Raw genomic sequence first — 20,544 nt, 5'->3', positions numbered from 1 at the left:
AAAAAGCGCAATAACCTGCGAAGAAGCGCGAACCGGAATGATCCGATCTCGCGCTTCTTTTGACCTGTTCATGCAAACATTCTTGGACTTTCGAAGGGAGAGAAGGAAGACGGAAATACGTCAGCTTCAATACTTCATAGCCGTATGCGAGGAACTGCATTTTACGAAGGCTTCGGAAAAGATCGGTATCTCTCAACCCACACTTAGCTTGCAAATTAAGGCGCTGGAGGAGGAACTGGGCATGACACTCTTTGACCGCGCAGGCAAGAAAATTAAAATGACAGATGCCGGTAAACTGCTGCTACAACACAGTGCCCATGCGCTCAAGGGATTACAGCAAGCAAAGGCATCCATTGAGGAGCTGCGTACCGAGCAACGCGGAAGTTTACGGATTGGTATCGCATTACCTGAGCTGGAGGAGCCTTTGCAAAAGATGCTTGCCCATTTTCATCGGTCATTTCCTAAAATCAGCTTGCACATCTGCCCATCCTTTGATGTAACAGAACAGCTGCTGGATAACCGTGTGGATATTGGCATCACCCTACACTCGGGTACAGATGAAAGGCTTGTCCGGCTTCCTCTCCGCACAGAGAACTACTGTCTTATTGTCCCGGTAAACCATGCATTTTCCAACCGTTCTTCCATTATGCTGGACGAATTGAGGCATGTCCCCTGGGCGATGCAGCCAGAATGCCATCCTGGCAGGAAGCTGATTGAGAAATGCTTTCGTGATCGCGGGTATCCCTTTGCAACCGTCTTGGAAACCAATTCTATAGCTTCAATCCTGCGCTGGGTGCAGGAGGGACTTGCCGTAACCTTACAGACGAAGTCCCTTGCGGCCGAACTGGATCGTTCGCATTTTTGTACGGTGCCTATTTCGCGTGGTGCGCCTCAAGGACAGCTAGAGTTGATTTATCGAGCTGACCGTTACCAGGGAGAAGCAGTGAAACGATTGATAGATAAGATACAAGCTGTGCTGACAGAGCGCTCCAACTAATGGCAACCGTGATGAGTATCACAAGCCTTAATGTGTACGAACCTCCAACCTGCGTGCAATCAGTGACATACTGTAATTAACGGCAAAGTACAGGAAAGCAGCGAACAGCAGAGCTGGAATGACAAAGGATTGATTTTGCCCACCGACGATCTGAATGTTATGCGTCAGCTCCGGCAAACTGATAATGACAGCCAGTGACGTATCCTTAAATAGGGAAATGAACTGGCTGACAATCGGGGGCACCATGCGACGAAGCGCTTGGGGCAGAATGATATGCCATAAGGTTTGAGAATAGCTTAGACCGGAGGAACGTGCGGCTTCCACCTGTCCTTTATGGACCGAATTCAGACCACTGCGCACAATCTCGGCGATCATGGCTCCCTCGAAGATTGACAGTCCTGTAATGGCTGCCCACTTGAGGGAAATTGAAAATCCGATGGATGGCAAAACCATGCCGATGAAGAAAATAATGAGCAATAAGGGCAGATTGCGAATCAGATCAATGATAAAGGCTGCAACCTGTGAGAGCACAGGTAAGCGGGTATAGCGCAGAATGCCGAATACGATACCAAGAGCGAAGCTGAATATGATAGAGTAAATGGCGACTTCCAGCGTGAGCAGGAAGCCCTCCAGTATAAAACGCACATTAGGCCATGCAAACAATCCACCGAAATCCATACGGGCTTCCCTCCTTAGGATGTTTTGGACAAGCGTCGCTCCATAAATAACACGAGAAAGCTGAGCGGAACCGTCAATACAAGATACAGCAGCGCCGTGATCGCATAGACTGTGATGGGCAGGAAGGTATCCGAGTTAATGAGATCCGAGTAATACATGAGATCCAGTCCGGCCACAATGGCCAGCACGGAAGAGTTTTTGACCAGATTGATGAATTGGTTGCCGATTGCAGGCAGTACAATTTTGATGGCTTGCGGTAAAATAATGCTGATCATCGTCTGGTTGTAATTCAACCCGGAGGATCTTGCCGCTTCAAATTGTCCTTTGGGTACAGATTGAATGCCGGCACGTATAGCTTCTGCAATGAAAGAGGCTGTGTACACAGTCAATCCAAGCGTTCCAGATACAAAGCCATCCAAGGGGATGCCCAAAGTGGGAAGACCGAGATAAAAAAACAGTACGACAATCAGCAATGGAATATTGCGGATGACCTCTACATAGACAGTACCGATCCAGTTTAGCCATTTAAAAGGCGCAATTCGGAAGATGGCAATGATAGAGCCCAGAATAAAGCTTCCGATCAAGGCAATAACACTAGCTTGAACAGTATGAAGCAAGCCCTCTCTAAAACGGTCGCCATGATCGAGAAGTACGTTGATATCAAAAGTAAGCATCTACGGGTATACCTCCTTATCCAGAGCTAAGAAAGGAAGGAGCACGCAATCGCGGCTCCTTCACAAGATCATTATTCGGGTTTAACCCCAAGCCATTGCTCATGCAGCTTATCGTATTCACCATTGCTTTTCAGTTCCTTGATCGTATCATTAATGGCTTGCAGCAGTTCGGTTTGTCCCTTCTTCACTGCGATACCGTAAGGTTCCTCTGTGAAGTTCCCGCCTACTAGGGTATAATTCGGATCTTGCTGCTGCATGCCAAGCAGAATAGAGTTATCGGTCGTCAGCGCTTGCCCTTTACCTGCCTTGAGGGCGTTGAAGGCATCTTGATAGTTTTCAAACTCTAAAATCGTTGCTTTGGGCGCTTTTTCGCGGATATTTTTTGCGGAGGTAGAGCCTTTAACAGCGAGCACCTTGGTATCGGGAGTCAGGGACTCCAGACCTGTGATCGGGCTTCCCTTTTTCACAAGCAGGGATTGCCCTGCATTAAAGTAGACATCGCTGAAATCGACCTGTTTTTTGCGTTCATCCGAAATGGTCATCGTGGCGATAATAGCGTCGATGTCCCCATTTTGCAGTAAGGTGATTCGTGTTTTGGACGTGACTTCCTTAAGCTCAAGCTTGGTTTCATCACCAAAAATATGCTTGGCTACAGCCTTAGCGATGTCGATATCAAAGCCCTCGACCTTCCCGCTAGCCGGGTCTTTTAGTCCGAACAACTTGGTATCGTACTTCACCCCAATGACCAGCTTGCCACGCTGTTTGATGGCTTCCAGCCCGTTGGAAGCTGCTGCCTCATTTCCTGACGTTGTTGCTTCTTGCTTGCCTCCACAGCCTGCCAAGACGAGCAGACAGGATAATGCAACCAGCACCAAAGTACTCCACTGAAATCTTTTTCTCATCAAGATGATCCCCTTTCGATTTTTATTCCATTAATAGTCTGTTTAATGATGAATCAGACGGCTCAGGAACAGGCGAGCCCGTTCTTCACCCGGATTCTGAAAAAACTCAGCAGGTTGGCTGTCTTCCAGGATCTGTCCTTTGTCCATAAAAATCACGCGGTCTGCCACTTCACGGGCAAAGCCCATTTCATGAGTGACGATGACCATCGTGATGCCCTGATGGGCAAGCGAGCGCATGACATCCAGCACCTCTCCGATGGTTTCGGGGTCCAGGGCTGAAGTAGGCTCGTCAAACAGCATAATTTTCGGATTCATCGCGAGTCCACGGGCGATCGCCACCCGCTGCTGCTGTCCACCGGACAATTGGGCGGGGTAGCTCTGTGCCTTTTCCTCGATTCCGACACGCTTCAGATAGGTGAGGGCTGTTTGAATAGCTTCTTCTTTCGGGATGCCCAGTACCTTCATCGGTGCCAGTACAATGTTCTCAATCACCTTTTTGTGGGGATACAGATTGAAATGTTGGAATACCATCCCGATATTGCGACGGAAGGCGTTAATATCAATCTTTTTGTCATGCACAGGGACATCGTTAACGATTAGCTCCCCATCGGATATCGTTTCCAGACGATTGATGCAGCGAAGCAGGGTGCTTTTACCTGAGCCGGAGGGACCGATGATGACAACGACCTCGCCCTCCTTAATCTGAAGATTGATGTCTTTAAGTACATGAAAGTGACCGTAATGCTTGTTGACATTGCGAAATTGGATCAGAGAGCTCACCCCTTTTTTTGACTTGAATACATCGCTTAGTAGACGACTGACATGATTAAGCTCTATTAGAATTTCAAAATTTCTCTCATGATACTATAAGCTTACAATAAAAAACAAGATTTTATGTCAATAAACTTTACGTTGAATATGTTTTTGAATGTATTTTTACTAGTTTACTGTTATTTATATGATGAAAGTGAGTATGTATCCACAATTTAATGTCATTAAATTTGACATAGTTTATTGATCTTCGACATGCAGAGGGAGAAACGTGACAAAAGCAGCGCTATGTTTTACAGTAGGGGAGAAGGAATTTAGGGTAAAGGAAGGATAGACAATGACGAAAGCTATTTCACCGCTAGTCACGGCATTGGGCATGGAGCCCCATCCAGAAGGCGGCTGGTACAAAGAGATGTGGAAGGCCAATTTTCAAATTCCGAAGCCTGTACTGCCGGATGTGTATTCCGGTCCGCGCTTTGCAGCTTCGTCTACGTATTTCTTGCTGCATCCGGGTGAGTTCTCCGAGTGGCATGTGGTCCATTCTGATGAGCTGTGGCTATACCATAGCGGAAGTCCTATAGAGCTAAAATTGGGTGGAAGCGGAGAAGAACCTGGCGAAGAAACGGTAATTATCGTTGGTGCAGATGTGGAGGCAGGACAACATCCACAAGCACTCGTACCAGGAACAGTATGGCAAACGGCACGTCCGCTGGGGGATGAGCCTGTGCTGGTAACCTGTGTTGTTGCACCAGGATTCCACTTTGATGATTTTAAGCTGATTGCCAAGAATTCAACTGAAGCATGATGTGAACTATGGCGGGTGTATTTCTGTAAACGAGCAGGAATAGCCCGCCTGATTTATTTTATCCATAGGAATGGGCGATTTAGCTAGGTTTAGGTGCTTAGCTTGGCTTGAACAATGAGACGATGGGTGGGATTCACGAGAGGGTCGCATGTAATTAGCGTGAGCAGCTTATGGTTTTTGAAGCTTTTCAGAACAGACACGTCCATTGGATCGACTACCTTTATGCTGTAAACTTTATACATATACTGGCTACCTTGAGCGTTAACAACAATTTTATCTCCAATCTTCAGTTCATGAAGACGATTAAATAAACGTCCGGGAGTACGGGCTCGATGAGCAGCAATAGCAGCATTCCCCACTTGTCCCAGCTTTCCCGTTTCCGGCATATGTACTGCCGCATATTTCATGTTTTTCCTCGTTGCGCCTTCCAACACAGGGAGCTTTAAAGCAATACGACTTATGCTAATAGTGGCTATAGGAGTTTGTTCATTAACGCTGGCATTGGGAGCGGGGGATGGAAAGGTATGTTGCCGTGCCTCACTAACCGGAGCTTCCGCAACCCGAGTGGGCAGGTGAGCATAGCTGTCTGCAAGACTAGAAGGCAATACCGAATTGCTTTTTTCTAGAGATAACTCCGCTGCTTGTAACAGCTTGTGTTGTTCTCGATCCTCATTCCATTCGGTCGCTTTAGGAAACAAAATAAAGAGTAAGCCCAACCCAATAAACAGATAGGAAAGTTTACGCAGATTCAGCAATCTCATCTCCCCTAAGCAATGTACGGATGATACATACTTTGAAAAAAATGCCCCATTTCCGTCTCATTCCACTCGGGAATGAGACGGAAGATCAGGGCAGGTAGATTGCATTTATTTTTTGTTTGTTCGTCTAAATTTCAAAAATACGCCGCATATAATCATGGCAATGCCTGCCAAATAAAACGGAACGGGGCTACTTTCACCTGTTTGGGGCAACTGATGCACTGCAGGTGGCTCCTCGGGCTCTTTCTCCGGATCATGGAGACGGATTTTAGGTTTGGGCTCGTCGTTCGGCTCCACTGGAGGAGACGGATCTTGATGAGGCATGACGGCTGGTGGTTCAGGCAGTGCTTTGGGTTCCTCCCGGGCTGCTGGTGGCGGTGTGGGTGCGGGTTGCTTCTGTGGAGGGACAATGCCTTCCGGAGGCCTTGGCAGTGACGGAGGAACGGTTATAGATGGTGTCACGGGCACCTCGGGATCTTTATCATGTTTTTTTCCGGAGCCTCCCGCTGGGGGAGACGGCTCTGGGTGGGTAGGTGTGCCCGGGTCTACAGGTGTTTCGGGTTCGTTTTTCTTTTCTTTACGATTGGTGATCACAACCCTCTTTATGCCAGAGCTTTGTTGGAGTGCTGCGTCTATTCTGATCTCAAGCTTACCCTCTGTTATTTCATACCCCTCCGGTGCTGCCAATTCTTCCAAAATGTAATCGTCATGAAGCAAGGAGGAAAAGATGATTTTGCCTTCCGCATTGGTCGTTTGTATAAGCGGTGCTCTTTTTTGTCCCTTATCATAGAGTGCAAACCGGGCGCCAGGCAGTACTCTGTCGGGAGCATCCTGATCTACCTTGGTCAGCTCAAGGGTTTCGGTTACGCCCCCACCAGAACCGGAGCCGGAAGATGTTCGTACGATGATTTCCTGACTGGTTTCCCGCAGTTCTGTCGTCAAACGATCTCCTGCAAAAGCAACCTTGTTGCTCACCTTAGCTTTATCCTCAGCATGAATGAACGATTGATATTCAAGAATAAAAGCAGTGGAAATATCCTTGGCAAAAGTAAGCTCAAAAGTTTGCTGGCCCTGAGTGTCTGTCTTGATGTGAAGCCAGTAATCTCGGTTTTTGATTAATTCGGTGCCCTTGGTGGTATTTCCATTGGCAGCCATGATTGCAGAGTATAAATGAAAGGAATCTTCAATTAAGATTTGGTTGTTGCTAGGCTGATCGACTATTTTAGCGTTGGACACATGTGATTGTCCTTCATTGATACGAATGCTCCAGTCGATCTTATTTCCATTTTGTGCGCCGGCCTTAGACACATATTCCCCGCCATGAGGTACCGTAACTTGGGCTGTCCAATCGGAGACGGTTTTTTGTCCATCCAGTAGAAGAGCGCGATTATGAATTTCCTTTTCAATCAATTCTCCTTCCAATGAAGTTTGAAAGGTAATCCAGTACGGAGTCTGTATCGGCTTCTTGAACTGGATACGCAATTCATTACTATTTTGTTTAGTGGGAGGAATAATTGTATATTGATCTGCCGGGATTTCAGCCCCTTTTTGTACGCCATCCCACCATCCCAGCAAGGTCATATCGTATACTTTTACGGAGCCAGGCAGTAACCTCTGACCTTGCAATAAGACATCTCTCACTTCCGCATGATTCAGGATCTTGCGATTATAGTTGGCTTTAATATCCCAGGTAATGAGTTTGGAGCTCGCATCATAGCTTCCTTGCTTGGCCCCGTTCCGTTGTGTCATAAAGTCCGGCCAGATCGGGCATTCCACCTCATGCGATGATGTTTCACCATTTTCATATTGATAATCTATAAAGGATTTGTTGCGAAATTCGGGCTTCGTCGTATCTGTTTTCCAATCATTGTTGTAGAGAGTTGAATATTTGATCGTATAAGCTTTCTGAATCGTTTTATGAAAAATAAGTGTAAACCCTTGTTTATAGTCCGCTGATCGTGGAACTAGCTCATAATCCATGGGTGCGAGTAGTTCCGTTGTACCGTCAACACTTTGAATTTTCAGGGTGTCGGGCAACAAGGCGAGGCCCCCATTAGGGAACACATCCTTAATGACAATATTTTTCATGGTGTATGAGTCTGTATTAATGGTGATCACCCAAGGTATGACTTTCGTGTTGTAATTGGGCGTGTCATACATTTTAGTCATAACTCCGCTTGTGATTTCCGTCGATATGATCTTCTGGGTTCCATCTGTGGTGATGATGTTTGTAATTTTTTCATCTTCATAGACGCGGCCTCTAGCCTGGGTCTGATATCGGATGGTATAGGCTGAATCTACGTCGAAGTTGAATTGAAGTTTGAAGCCGTTACGGTCGGGATAGTCAACCGGGATGACGGTGTACGCCCACGATGGAAGCTCCTCCAGTGTATTTCCCTTAAATACTTTCAAAGAACCGGGCAGCAATTTTTGAGTTTTGTTGAAATGATCAATTAAAAGGGCTTTGGCTTCGGGGATTTTTGTCTCGCCAAAGTTATATCTTATGGCCCACGAGAGTGTTTGTGTGGCATGATCATACTTTTCAACTTTTTTGGACAAAAATTCACCACGCTCCACCTGAACTGTAGCGGTGGCAGCAACGTTATCTATCGCATCCCCTGAAAGCGTCGCTGTGTTGGAAAAGCGAGTTTCGTTGCCAGTAATGCGGGTGGAGTATTGGATCTGATAGGCAGTGCTAATGCTAGCATCTTGAAAACGAATTGCAAATCCGGTCCCGGCTTGATCCGATTCAATGGCGTATTTACTCGCATTCACTAGGTCTTTGACAACGGTCGTGCCATCGATATTGACTTGCAGATGATAGAGTCGGATAGAGCCTCTCACGAGTTCCAGTCCTGAAGGAGTTGGATCGGTAATGAGGGCGTGTTTAACGGTGTTTAGCTGTTTGTTCACATCAATGGCCCAGTCGATCTGGTGGGTGCCATTTATTTTTCCTTGCTTGCTTAAGGTTGGCCCTGACTGGGGTTTCACATTTACGATGACCGTTTGAACCCCGCCTTTAATTGGAATCGCAATGATGACTTCTGTGCTGCCTTTCACCGTTTCTTTTGTGAATTCGGTTTTAATTTGCAGTTTGCCGCTGACATGGGAATGGTTCTCTACATATTGGTTAAAGGTCATGATGACCTTACCCTGACGATCTACTGTAAAGAACCCCACGGTCCCGTCTGTAGTCACTAGCGGAGATGAGATATCAGTGTAGATGACAAACTGTTCTGGTAAGTGAAAGGTGAAGGTATCCCCTGCTTTATAAGTATCGTCAGGAAGCTCCCATTCATAGCCAAGTTGGATGGCTGATCCAATGTCGAACGTACTACCTGGATTATATACCGCATCAATGACACGTCCGGCTTCGTCCGTTAGACTCAACTTCGTTAGTATACTCTGGGGAGCTGCTTCCTTTTGAGACTTTGAATGAGCTGCTCCTTGCACGGAAGGGACAGTGTTTGGCGGAACCTCCTTAGGGGGTTCAGGGTTTGGGACCGCATATACAGCATCCGTAACGGTTGTAGGATCGGATACAGCACTGTGCGGCAGTTCAGGGGCAGGAGGATCTGCGTAAGCCAGTGTGGTGCTGAAAAAGCTTTGGACAATGAGCAATAAGGCAATAATCATGACATTTATTTTGGTTCCCATGCTCCAAGTGATTCTCCTATTCATCGTAATATGGCAAGCTCCGGCGGTTATGTTGTGTTATATTGTTTTCCTTCCCTCCTCCTAGTTCGAAATTAGTATATTCAGCATGCTAGGTTGACATGACTACCCCAACAGAAAAAAACCTTGATCATAGTGATCAAGGTTTTTTCTTCGAGAGAGGTATAGCAATTTTGTGATGGAGCTATGTAAAAAGGCATAATAAAAAGCTCGTTCACCTGGTAACTGGCTGCCATCCGAGTAGGAAGGCCCTATAGTTTTGCGTCACTGTCTTTCGACAGCTTTGCCATTAGCTTGAATAGCTTGTTCGTCTATCGTCTATCAAACGGAGTACATGAGACCTCCTATTTACAGTTTGGAGCGGTTTCCCCATTTTTTACGGAAGGAATGAGGTGTTTCCCCTACATGTTCCTTGAATAGGTTGATAAAATGGCTTGTATTGGGAATCCCAACGTACCTTGCGATATCCACAATGGATATGTCACTGGTTTTAAGCCATCCCTGAGCGGCTGTGATCCGGACATTAATGAGATAATCAATTGGAGAAAATCCAATCTGTTTTTTGAAATTTTTAGCAAGATTAAATTTGTTTAGGTTGAACATGTCTGCCAGTGAGTCTAGCGTAATTCGTTCACAATAGGACTGGTCCAAGTACTGCTGCACCCGACGTACTTCGCTGAGCGTTCCAGCATTTACATGCCGCTGATCATAAGGATGCTGCAAAATGTACGTCAGTATCTCACCAATGAGTCTGGACGTTAGCAGCTCGCCGGAAAGGCTCCGATCAGACTGTCCGCAGATTAGAGCATGCAGCTTGTCCAATATAATAGACGGATTGTGCACGGATATTACCGGTTTATTATGCTTGGCAAATTGTTCGTAAAAATGCTCGATCAGGTTGCCGTACAGGTATAAGCTGATAAACTTCCAGGCTTCATCACCGGAGGTGCTGTATTGTACATATTCCTCGCAATTAACAAAAAACAAATCATGAGGCTTTAAAATATATTTCTTGTCCTGGTACAGTAACTCTCCCTTACCAGACAGCGTAAAAACAAGCAAAAAGGAGGTGAGTTCTTTCCTTTCTATTGTAAAATCAGAGGTTTTTTGGAAATATCCTAATTCCTGAATATATAAAAGGGATTGCTTGGCAAAAGCGGAGGGGGTGCGCACAATTACGACAGGTTCGCCGTTCCAGAGGCCCTCGATGTTTTTTTGGTCTGTTGTCATATTCAATTCCTTTACAAAAAAGCAATTTTATCTAGCTTATCTTGGTTTGTTTTACCAATATATAATGGCTGATTAAACATGATTTACTATTTAATAAAAGTTTATTTTATCACATTAAATATGTCTAATATCAAAATTTGCACTTTATAACATTAAATATGTCTATATATCAAATTAAGTGTGTTAGTTTTATTGAAGCCTCGCTTCTTATGGATATTCAACTTGGTCATCCGTATAAAAGGTCGAATATTGTTGAAAGAATTCTGAGGTCATCATGGATTCAAATCCTTTCTGGGGTCAAATATAGGATAGTGTTGAAAAAAATATCTTACATGCCCATTCAACTTTTCCATTCACTTCTCCTTTCGGTTTAAGAAATTTAGGACTTGGTTCTGATAAAATGGTTCGTAAGGCTTATTATTGAAAATGAGATTTTGGACCCAGTGTTGTGATTTGGTTCACGAACATGAATGTAAAAAAGAGAGATATATGCATAAAAAATTACGCAAAAAATGTCCTTATGTGTTGAATTATAAGTGCTCTCAACTTTGGAAATTACACAGGCAATGATATGATGGGTAATACATGTATAGTAGCTTAACTTATCGATAGTCAGTTTGGAGGATTACAGAATGGAAAAACCCAAAAATACGAAAACCGCAGCGGCTTGGTCGCTCGTTATTCTAGGGGCAGGCTTTGCAGCCACCGTGCCCTTCCAGCAATATGGCTGGGTTCGATTGTTAGCCGGAGCCTTTGAGGCAGGACTTGTAGGGGGACTGGCAGACTGGTTCGCTGTCACAGCATTGTTCCGTCATCCGCTAGGCATCCCGATACCACATACGGCGCTTCTCCCCAAAAATAGGGACAAGCTCACGAATGCATTGGTGAATACGGTGGAAAATAACTTGCTGAACAAAGACAGCATTGCTTCTAAAATCGCGGACATTCGTTTGGCGGAGCTGATGCTGGGCGGTGTGGAAAAAGGATTGCGTACACCAGAAGCAGCAGCATCGATAGATGTGCTCGCCAAGCGGCTCGTCCAGTCGCTCCCGCTCGCGGAATTGGCTCCGATTATCGTGGCTGAGATCAAGCGACAGGTGACGGACATCGATGCCGGACCACTACTGGAGGCGCTTGCCCGCCAATCCAGTGAGAAGGGCTATGATATTCGCGCACTGGATTACACGCTGGAGCAGGCGGAATCCTGGCTTTTGCGACCGGAAACAGGCTATACACTTGGCACCTTAGGGATGCAGGCTGTCAGTGGTTTGCAGGTGAGCGGGCTGATGCAATTTGCCTTGAACGCCTTCCTCGGCTATCTGAACGAAGAGCGCATGGGTGAAATGATTCGTCATTTCCTGCTGGATCAGGTAGCAGAGCTGCAAAGGGAAGAGCATCCGCGCCGTCTGGCAGTGATCGACGGTCTGAGAACACAGGTGACCCGATTGGCAACGAAGGAGACGGTTCAGGAAGGGCTGAACGGCTGGAAGGATAGCCTGATTGAAGCTTGGGAAGGCGAAGCGTCCGTGCTCGGTAAAATGGAAGAGCTTCGTACCCGCTTATTGAACTATATGGAAGACGAAGACTATGTGCCGACCTACATTTTACCGTTACTGGATCGGATGCTGGCTGATTTAAGAGGGAATACCGAATTGCTCGATAAAATTAATGCACGAATCGTGGAAGGAATTACTAGTCTCGTGGAAGCCAATCATAGCCGGATTGGTAACCTGGTGCGCGAAAATGTAGACAAAATGGATAACAAATCCCTGATTGCACTGATGGAGGACAAACTGGGACAGGATTTGCAGTGGATACGTATTAACGGCGCAGTAACAGGCTTCCTGATCGGTATTGTACTGACAGGTATCCGTATGCTAATCCAATAATACAGAAAAAGCTACAGATAAGGTTGTGGAAGCATGAGGCTTTGGCATGAACAATTGATTGGCAAGCTGCCCCGTCCCCAACTGTTGGGACAACATCGTGAGTGTTGTGCCCTGCGGGGGAACGGGTGGGGAAAGCCACACGCCACAGTGAATTATGTGTTCGACTATCACCCCATGCTGCTGGTACGCTATCATAAGCTCATTATGGACGAAATGAAAAGCAGAGGATACAATGTTGATCCACTATGGGAACAGCCATTGTATCGTGGTAAGCAGTGTGAACCTTGGGAAGCGGAGCTAGGCGAGGAACTGGCAGGCGTGGACGCATATGTGGAGCATGATGACGAATATATGAAGGAGTGCCTGGATAACCTGGCTTCCAAAGGAATTTTAATAGAGATTGAAGTGATCTAAAAAAGCGGGCTACGGTGTGTTCATCATTCAGATGAAGCGCCGTAAGCCCGCTTTTTAGATGCTTTAATGTCCAAGGTTTGGAAGGGTATGAGTCGCAGGCTACAGAACCCAGTGTGTGACCTTCTCCAGTGGTTGCCTGGATTTTTCCCGCTTGGGTTCATGAGCACGATAACCGAAGGCAGCGATGACTGAAATATCCAGCAGCCCGTCCTCCAGCAGGCCTTCTTCCTCCAAAATGGCATGCACCTGATCATAGTTAAAGCCTTCAATCGGGCAGGAATCAATGCCGATCTGAGCTGCCGCTGTCATCATATTACCTAAGGCAATATAAGTTTGCTTGGAGGCCCAGTCGAATAACGTGCGTTCGTTTTCCAGCAGGCGTTGGTTTTCACCTTGGAAAATCTTATAGCGGCCTGGTAGGGAGGCGAAGTCTTCGTCAGACATACCCTTCACCTCTTTATACATGTACTCCACGTAAGGTGAATCATAACGGACATCCTTACGTGCCAAAATCAAAACGACATGGCTGGCCGCTGGGATCTGCTTTTGACCACCACTGGAAACCGCAGCCAGTTTTTCTCTCAATGCCTGATTTTGTACGACTACAAACTGCCAAGGTTCAAATCCTACGGAGCTTGGGGAAAGTCGTCCAGTTTCGAGAATGAATTGAAAATCCTCCTCCGGTATGATGCGATTAGGGTCGAATTCTTTCGTGGCATGTCTGAATAGAAAGGCATCCAGAATTTCCTGTTTTTTAGCTGATGTATTGGACATGAAATGTACTCCTTTAGATTTGGGTTTAGTTGGTGCTCTATCGGTTTTCTGCTACTATAATGAGAGTTGATATCGAATATATAGTCATCATATAGAAAGTTTTTTGCGGGAACAAGTACGCACATATTTGTACCTTGTAGGTCTGGGGCTATTAGTCTACAACCTGTAGAAAGAAGGGGAATACATGGCACAGGAGATGGAACATACAGTTAGCGTTAATTTTGGGTGTCCTGTCGCGACAACTGTTGGGATTATAGGCGGCAAATGGAAGGGGGTCATCTTGTATCATTTGACCACAGGACCACGGCGCTATAATGAAATTCGACGGACCCTCCCTAATATTACACAGCGGATGCTAACCTTGCAGTTGCGCGAATTGGAGCGTGATGGCATTGTGCACCGTGAAATTTATAACGAGAACCCACCGCGTGTGGAGTACTCGCTTACCCCGTTGGGAGATACGTTAAGACCGTTGCTGGATTTTATGAGAGACTGGGGTATCTTCTACGGAGAACAGGGTTGCGAGACTGTGGCGACAACTTCCAAGTCAGGCAAGCATTTTGCTAAAATAGACATGAAAAAAGCCCACCAATGATTTCATAGCAGACGCATGAGAAACATTAGCGGGCGGAATAAGGACGGGATATCTTTATAAAATATAATCTTATTTAAACTCGATGGCTTCGTTCATCTGTGCCCAAGCTGTTTCTCCGATGATGCCCAGACGCCAGATAGCGATTCCTTTGAGGTCATAACGTTTGGCTAAACCGATCTTGGCGTTAACGGTGCTGTCTTTTTCGCTACCCATTGAAATTCCCAAAATGAGCTTATCCCGCGAGGTTTCCTTCAACGCCAGTTTTATGGCTTCGTCCACTTTATCCAATGGCTCAGGCGTAGATTTTTGTCCGTAATCATAGGCCATAATGATCAGATCGTCCGCCAGATTACCCAGCGTCTTGTAATCATAACCAGTGTAAGAGCTATTCAGCGGATGCAGAACGACGGTGAGCTTGAGTCCCGCTTGATGCGCTTTGGCCGATAACTTTTTAATAAAAGCGTTGTAATCAGAACGAGCTTTGGCCTTATCACCGCTCCAGCCTAACCCTTCAAGATCTAACGTAATGCCCTTGAACTGCTTATCGGTGGCAGTGCTGACGATTTGGGAAATGGTCTGTTCTTGAAGCTGCGTATTTTCCAAAACCTTGGTTAGCTCATGATTACCGTCTACAGAATAAACCATCAGGTAAGGGGAAGTCCCCTGGCTATCTGCCTCCTGTAAAATAGACTCAGGCGTTACAGCTCCGGCAGCTTGTGGCCATTTATATTCTTTGCCAGTCGTTGTGAATTGTCCGTTCGTATCAATTCGGCTCCAGCCGAAGGCAACGGCATTAAAATTTGGTATTTTGGATTTTTGGTCAAAGGAAGACAGCGCATAGAAGCCTACAGTATACATAGCTTCACGTGGCGATGTAATAGAGACCGTCCGTGTTCCCTGATTCCAGTTCACTGTGGCTCCAAACTGTTGCCCGAAAAAGCCCAGCGGAATCATCGTGCTGCCGCGCACGGTTTGCGGTGCGGCTGTTAGTTGAACGGTTTGTCCGTCTACTGTGGCATTGCGACTCCCCATTTTGAGAACTACCTGCTTGGTTGCACTGCCTTGCGTTTTGGTAGCGGTGATGCTTTGGCTGGCTTGATCCCATTTCACTGTAATGCCCAGAGCCTCAGAAATAGCGCGAAAGGGAACCATCGTCGTGCCGTCCATCATGGCAGGCTGTACAGGGAACGGCAATGGATATCCGTCCAGCATGATGCTGATCTTACTCGCCTCCGCTTGTGCCATGGGGCTATAGATGCCCGCTGCGGTACTCAGAAGGATAACGCTAGATAACAAAGCCTTATTTACGATTTTCATCCTATGATCTCCTATGCTCAATAGATTGCAATGCTATCATGTTAGAATCGTGAGGTTTCTACCATTTTACCAAAAAAATGATAGATAGGTGAATGTGAAATGATAGGATGAGATAAATCTGAGTATGTATTTAAGCTGAATAGTATAAGAAAAACATCGTTATTTTTCATATAAAAAAAGCTGACACCTTTTAAAACGGTGTCAGCCTTTTCTTTTTAAAACAGTCTTATATTTTATTGTAACCCAGATTATTTGCGGCGTTTGAGTGCAATGCCGACAGCTACGGCACCAAGAACGACTGCAATGATCGAGAGGACAAGTGCTGTGGTTTGTGCAGTAGAGCTGACTGGAGCAGAAGCAGCAGGGGCAGCCTCAGCAGCATTGTCCGAGGTAGGTGCGGTGCTGCTGCTATCTTTAGCCGTATCTGTGCTTGCATGACCCTCTGCGGTGCCTGCCGAATCATGTCCGCTGTCTGCGGCAGGAGCAGGAGTTTCCGGTGTGGCATCCGCCGTGATTGTAGTAATGGAATGAGGATTGTTACTTCCTTCATCGCCTGTCCATTCCACAATACTTCCGTCACTGTAATATTGGAAGGCGTCCCAGGCTGCTGCAGTATTCTGATCTGCATTTTGTGCTACAAAGCTGAACCGTTGGTACTGACCCGCTTGGATTCCGTCTTTTTCGGACGTCCAGGTGACGGTAGTTATTTTGCCGGAGCTGTCTTTTTCGGTGGCTACCTTCCATTCCGGTACAGGCTCGTATTGTTTGAAAACGACCTCTTTGGGAATTTTCAAGGCCACTTTGGTAGTTGGAATGTTTTTTTCCACAGGCACTTTCAACGTGTACGTTTCCCACGCATTAGGTTGTGAAACGGAAGGCTTGACCGTCACATGCGCACTGGCCATACCTGCAAAAAGCAAGGCACCAGCCGCAATTAGACCCATGGAAGTTGCTAACCTGGAAAACCTGGATTTTGCTGTTTGAATCGTTGTATTCATATTTATTTCGCTCCTTTTAAGAATAAAATAATTATTTTTTACCGTCTACTTGCAGAGTGAATTCAGCATCAACCGCATCGAGTGATGCTGTCAGAGCATGTACTTTTACCGCCCATGTTCCTTCGGAGGTTATCAATTCCTGACTGCGGAAAGGCTGTTGCTGCTTCACGGGCAAGACAAATTCCTGTTGATCTTGGTCAGGATTAGCTGGGATAAGCGTTAATGTGACCTGCTGGATTCCTGAAACGGCAGCCCCCTTGCTATCCTGAACGGATACCTTAAATTCATTGCTGCCCACAGCATTAGGGCTGACTGCCAGTGTAACGCTGTATTCGCCAGTAGTGCGAGTCTCCTCAAACGGTACAGCAGGTGCCTGGCCAGGTGACAGGTGAGTGAGCACCGCTGCCAGTAGCATCACGAGCAGACCGACGGACAGCTCGGTACGCAATCCTCCGGCGGCTCGCTTGCTCGCCGCCGCTTGCCGAGCGCTGCGAAACTGGCTGGCTGCGAAGACCAGCATCACTAGCAGTAGCGCTGCTTTACCAAGCAGAACGAGTCCATAGGATGTGTTCAGCAGCATGGAGGGAGCTGGAATGTACAGCACCGCTCCATAGATACCAGTGGCGAGTAGCGCCGCCACCATAGCCATGCCCCAGCCAGCGAAGCGGCGCAGGACCGTTTGTCGCAGAGTTGCCTGCACGGATACAGGGAGCTCCAATCCGGCAACAGGCAGGCACACCACCATGACGGCAAGTGATCCGATCCAAAAAGCTGACGCTGCAAGATGGACGAAATCTGCCACAATGGCTGGAGCCGGGTGGGTGGCTGCTGCCGGATGCCCGACAAAGGCCTTGGACAGCATGAGGCTCAGCGTGAGTAAAACGGAGCTGTAGCCCCAAACACGGCGCTGGCGATCAGAAATGCTGGGATCGATCGCATAAATTAGCGTTACGCTTAGAAGCAGCACGAGAATCATCTGGATAAACCAGATTTGCCCTGCTCCCGTAAATTGAAGAGCTTCTCCCAGAATAGGGAGTGAGAAGCCCTCCCCGATGGAAACTCCGGCATCCCAAGACGCCTGAAGCGGTAGGCTAATTAAAATGACAGCAGACGTTATGCCGTAGCCGCTCCAGAGGAGCTTAGTCCAACGGGGTAATGTGTCAGAGGGTCGCTGACTAAGCATCTGCTGTTCACTGCGATTCTTGGCTCGGTTTATGCTCGGTAAGAGGAACAGTCGGAAACAAATCGCTCCAAACAGCAGCGATAACCCTATGTAAAGGAGCCAACGGACAGCAATTAAGTCGATTCGTGATGTCCCAGAGCTTTCAGAAGGGGTAGCTTGATCGGTATACGCATTGGAACCGCCACCTACTTGAAATGGAATCACTCCATTGACTGGGTGTCCATCTGCGGACAAAGCTCTCCAAGTGATGGTGTAAATTCCATTCTTCACCCCTGGAATCAATTGGATTTCCATGGTGGATTGGTGCTCTGGATTGAGCTGTGCTTTTCCTGTGTCGACCCGCTTGCCTGTTTCATCAGTCACTTTGATGGACATGAAGGCAGACTGCAAATCTTCGTTGAAAGTGATAGTCACCTGAGAAGGGGACTTGTCCAAAACCTGATTTTCGGTCGGGCTGGATTCAACGACAAATGCATGAGCCCACGATGAGTGAGGAAACAGGAGCAGAAGAGGGAGACACAGCAATAAAAGACAAGCCGCACGGGCTGGTCTGGACAGGTACAACATGCCTGTGAAGTCACCTTCTCTCGATTACTTGAAGCGAGGATATCCTCATTTGTAGCATTTTATACGGACAAACCAATTCCTATCTTAATCATAGTGCATATAGCGTGAATAGATGGAGTGAATTATGACATTTATATGAAATTTGAAATAATAAGCATGATGCAAAATGCCGCTCTTATGAAAAGTCCCTACTGTGGAAGAAATCGCCTGGATTTCTTTTCACAGTAGGGATAAAGTGGAATAGTGTATGAGACATTAGATGCCTGCTTCTATAGACTGCGTGAAAGCAGGTTGCTTATGTTGAATATATTGGATAAAAATAGCCGTTAGATCGGGATCGAATTGGCTCCCCGAACAAGTACGCAATTCTTCAATGGCCTCCTCGAATGTTTTGGTCGGTTGATAGGGACGTTCTGTTGTCATCGCGTCAAAAGAGTCGATGATCGTCAGCATCCGACACAGTCTTGGGATTTGCTCGCCCTTAAAGCCAAACGGATAGCCTCCCCCGTCATAACGTTCATGATGCAGCTCCACAAAAGGAACTAAATCTATGAATCGTTCATTGGCTTCGACAATACGTTTGCCCCACATGACATGAGCTTGTACCATCCGCCATTCCTCGCTAGACAGCTTCTCTTTTTTATTAAGAATATTCCAGGGTATTTCCAGTTTGCCAATGTCGTGAATGAGAGCTCCCAGTAAAAAACGCCGCTTATCCTTCGGACCGAGCTGAAGCACATCGCTCATGTCCGCTGCATATCTGAATACCCGTTTGGAATGCTTGAAGGTGTTAATATCCTTGTACAAGAATAGATTAAGCTGCTGCTCCAGATCACGAATATCCTGTCCGAGATCGACCTCACGTTCCACTTCATTTAGACTGCCGTGTGTATGAACGATATTTTTGCCCTGTTTCTTGGCATAGTACAGTGCTTTATCCGCTAGATCGACCAGCTGTGATTTGTCGTAGATGTCAATGCGGCTTTGTGCAATGCCTGCGGAGAAGGACAGACACCCGTGTGGGAAAATTTCAACTCCCTCGTAACGGGAATCATTCAGTCTTTTTCGGATAGCATTGACCTTTTCATAAGCTTGTTCAGCAGTATGATCGGGCATAAGCAAAGTGAATTCTTCTCCACCATAGCGGGATACGGTAATATGAGTACCGAACGTTTCCTTTTTGAGAAACTCACCGAGAAACCCCAGTAGCTGATCGCCCTTGAGATGACCGAAGTGATCATTGTATTTTTTGAAATCATCAATATCAATCAGCGCCAGACTTAGGGGAGTATTCTGCGATCTGGATGTATTTAGTTCAGCTTCAAGTGTATTTTCAAAGTAGCTGTGATTGTACAGCCCTGTTCTGCGATCCGTGTTGGCTTTTTCTTCAATCTCACGATACATCGTGAACATTTGCTTGAACGCGTGGGATAAGAGCATGCTTAGCCCCAAGAACAGCAAAAGTCCTAAAATGCCGTTGTAATAAATCAGCGTGGTCAAGACCAAAGACAGGATGAGTGTACATAAGTATACAAGCAGGGATTCTGCCAAAAAAGCCTGTTTGAGCTCATTGAACGACCCTTTATATGCGATATAGAAGTAGATGCCCAAGGTGATTGTGTTTACCGTAAAGTAGCAGATCAATGCGAGCAGGTAGGAAGCAAAATGGTCCTCGTTCAAGGCTCCCTGCGTTCCGCCGCTTAGTTCGAACACGGTTGACGACAGGAAAATGGAAAGTGCGTAAATGGAAAAATTGACAGCATGTTTCCACCAGGACAGTTCTGTATGCCGAAACGCAGCAATGATCACATTGAACAGCAAAATCAAAATGGCAATTTCAGTGCCATGCACAAAAATACAAGCGAGGTACACGGAGGAATCCATGGACTGCTTGTTACTGGCTGGTGGCAACTGGAATGTAAAATGCTCCAGAATCAGAACTGCTCCCAACAGGGAATAGATCGTGACCCACTCTGTCGTCGAATAGTGCAAAAAGGACCAATGGTTCGTATACAAGAGAACGATCAGGCCTACCATACACATGAAAAATACGTATATTCCCGTCGTGGTAACCCGTTCTTGCAGCTTTTTTAATATACTCATCATTTTTTCTCCTGCCTTGTCGTATCTTGATGTCAAAGCTACCAGGGGTGAATGGGATAATTTACAATTTTGTAATCGAAAATTTCACATGAAAAAACAGGCCGGAATCCAGCCTGTTTTGTTGAGCCTGTGCTTCCTTTTTTTCTTTATCGGTGACTAGCCTCCAATTTTGTAACCGGAAGTCAAAGCGATTACGACAGAAGCAACGATAATA

At 46.4% G+C, this 20,544-nt stretch carries 17 protein-coding genes and 1 riboswitch; of the genes, 5 read left to right on the top strand and 12 right to left on the bottom strand.

Going from position 1 to position 20,544, the window contains the following annotated elements; translation table 11 throughout:
- Nucleotides 1-37 precede the first annotated feature (37 nt).
- Nucleotides 38-997, top strand: a complete 960-nt coding sequence (locus ACXHJ1_RS04625) for a LysR family transcriptional regulator (protein WP_457905691.1) — start codon at nt 38-40, stop codon at nt 995-997.
- Between the two features lie 27 nt (nt 998-1,024).
- Here the strand turns inward: ACXHJ1_RS04625 and ACXHJ1_RS04620 are convergent, their stop codons facing one another.
- The 4 genes from ACXHJ1_RS04620 to ACXHJ1_RS04605 form a co-directional block, all read right to left on the bottom strand.
- A complete protein-coding gene (locus ACXHJ1_RS04620; RefSeq protein WP_017427179.1) occupies nt 1,025-1,675 on the bottom strand; it encodes an amino acid ABC transporter permease in 651 nt (216 codons plus the stop codon).
- A gap of 14 nt (nt 1,676-1,689) precedes the next feature.
- Complete coding sequence (locus ACXHJ1_RS04615; protein ID WP_107735146.1) at nt 1,690-2,349, bottom strand: amino acid ABC transporter permease; 660 nt, start codon at nt 2,347-2,349, stop codon at nt 1,690-1,692.
- A 71-nt stretch (nt 2,350-2,420) separates the two neighbouring features.
- Nucleotides 2,421-3,251 carry a transporter substrate-binding domain-containing protein gene (locus ACXHJ1_RS04610; RefSeq protein ID WP_016818859.1) on the bottom strand — a complete coding sequence of 277 codons (831 nt, stop codon included), beginning with the start codon at nt 3,249-3,251 and terminating at the stop codon, nt 2,421-2,423.
- Between the two features lie 42 nt (nt 3,252-3,293).
- On the bottom strand, nt 3,294-4,031 hold the full coding sequence (locus tag ACXHJ1_RS04605; RefSeq protein WP_274597397.1) for an amino acid ABC transporter ATP-binding protein: 738 nt from the start codon (nt 4,029-4,031) through the stop codon (nt 3,294-3,296).
- Nucleotides 4,032-4,359: 328 nt separating this feature from the next.
- On the opposite strand from ACXHJ1_RS04605, the gene ACXHJ1_RS04600 reads away from it, so the two are divergent.
- Nucleotides 4,360-4,827, top strand: coding sequence for a cupin domain-containing protein (locus tag ACXHJ1_RS04600; RefSeq protein WP_016818857.1), 468 nt, complete (start codon nt 4,360-4,362; stop codon nt 4,825-4,827).
- Between the two features lie 89 nt (nt 4,828-4,916).
- Here the strand turns inward: ACXHJ1_RS04600 and ACXHJ1_RS04595 are convergent, their stop codons facing one another.
- The 3 genes from ACXHJ1_RS04595 to ACXHJ1_RS04585 all read right to left on the bottom strand — a co-directional run bounded on the left by ACXHJ1_RS04595 (nt 4,917) and on the right by ACXHJ1_RS04585 (nt 10,490).
- Entirely contained in the window at nt 4,917-5,582 is a 666-nt protein-coding gene (locus tag ACXHJ1_RS04595) for a class D sortase (RefSeq protein WP_090891396.1), read from the bottom strand.
- 111 nt (nt 5,583-5,693) lie between these two features.
- Nucleotides 5,694-9,242 (bottom strand): collagen binding domain-containing protein, encoded by a 3,549-nt coding sequence (locus ACXHJ1_RS04590; protein ID WP_457905690.1) that lies wholly within the window; start codon nt 9,240-9,242, stop codon nt 5,694-5,696.
- A gap of 235 nt (nt 9,243-9,477) precedes the next feature.
- Nucleotides 9,478-9,558: riboswitch (cyclic di-GMP riboswitch) on the bottom strand.
- Nucleotides 9,559-9,608: 50 nt separating this feature from the next.
- Nucleotides 9,609-10,490 (bottom strand): AraC family transcriptional regulator, encoded by an 882-nt coding sequence (locus tag ACXHJ1_RS04585; protein WP_090891393.1) that lies wholly within the window; start codon nt 10,488-10,490, stop codon nt 9,609-9,611.
- A gap of 632 nt (nt 10,491-11,122) precedes the next feature.
- Here ACXHJ1_RS04585 and ACXHJ1_RS04580 point away from each other — a divergent pair.
- Both ACXHJ1_RS04580 and ACXHJ1_RS04575 read left to right on the top strand, forming a co-directional pair.
- Complete coding sequence (locus ACXHJ1_RS04580; RefSeq protein WP_457905689.1) at nt 11,123-12,379, top strand: DUF445 domain-containing protein; 1,257 nt, start codon at nt 11,123-11,125, stop codon at nt 12,377-12,379.
- 33 nt (nt 12,380-12,412) lie between these two features.
- Nucleotides 12,413-12,793 (top strand): TIGR02328 family protein, encoded by a 381-nt coding sequence (locus ACXHJ1_RS04575; protein WP_457905688.1) that lies wholly within the window; start codon nt 12,413-12,415, stop codon nt 12,791-12,793.
- A gap of 99 nt (nt 12,794-12,892) precedes the next feature.
- Here ACXHJ1_RS04575 and ACXHJ1_RS04570 read toward each other — a convergent pair whose 3' ends face one another.
- A complete protein-coding gene (locus ACXHJ1_RS04570) occupies nt 12,893-13,567 on the bottom strand; it encodes an NAD(P)H-dependent oxidoreductase (RefSeq protein ID WP_457905687.1) in 675 nt (224 codons plus the stop codon).
- A 184-nt stretch (nt 13,568-13,751) separates the two neighbouring features.
- Between ACXHJ1_RS04570 and ACXHJ1_RS04565 the strand changes: the two genes are divergently transcribed.
- Nucleotides 13,752-14,162 (top strand): winged helix-turn-helix transcriptional regulator, encoded by a 411-nt coding sequence (locus tag ACXHJ1_RS04565; protein WP_457905686.1) that lies wholly within the window; start codon nt 13,752-13,754, stop codon nt 14,160-14,162.
- A gap of 69 nt (nt 14,163-14,231) precedes the next feature.
- Here ACXHJ1_RS04565 and ACXHJ1_RS04560 read toward each other — a convergent pair whose 3' ends face one another.
- The 4 genes from ACXHJ1_RS04560 to ACXHJ1_RS04545 form a co-directional block, all read right to left on the bottom strand.
- Complete coding sequence (locus tag ACXHJ1_RS04560) at nt 14,232-15,479, bottom strand: stalk domain-containing protein (protein WP_016818849.1); 1,248 nt, start codon at nt 15,477-15,479, stop codon at nt 14,232-14,234.
- Between the two features lie 248 nt (nt 15,480-15,727).
- The gene (locus ACXHJ1_RS04555; protein WP_457905685.1) at nt 15,728-16,477 is read right to left on the bottom strand and encodes a YcnI family copper-binding membrane protein; all 750 of its coding nucleotides are present in this window, start codon (nt 16,475-16,477) and stop codon (nt 15,728-15,730) included.
- A 31-nt stretch (nt 16,478-16,508) separates the two neighbouring features.
- The gene (locus ACXHJ1_RS04550) at nt 16,509-18,227 is read right to left on the bottom strand and encodes a copper resistance CopC/CopD family protein (RefSeq protein WP_457905684.1); all 1,719 of its coding nucleotides are present in this window, start codon (nt 18,225-18,227) and stop codon (nt 16,509-16,511) included.
- Between the two features lie 255 nt (nt 18,228-18,482).
- A complete protein-coding gene (locus tag ACXHJ1_RS04545; protein ID WP_019685925.1) occupies nt 18,483-20,333 on the bottom strand; it encodes a bifunctional diguanylate cyclase/phosphohydrolase in 1,851 nt (616 codons plus the stop codon).
- Nucleotides 20,334-20,544: the final 211 nt, after the last annotated feature.

The organism is Paenibacillus sp. ALE2, from assembly GCF_054113385.1.
This window is presented reverse-complemented; position numbering and strand designations above follow the sequence as displayed.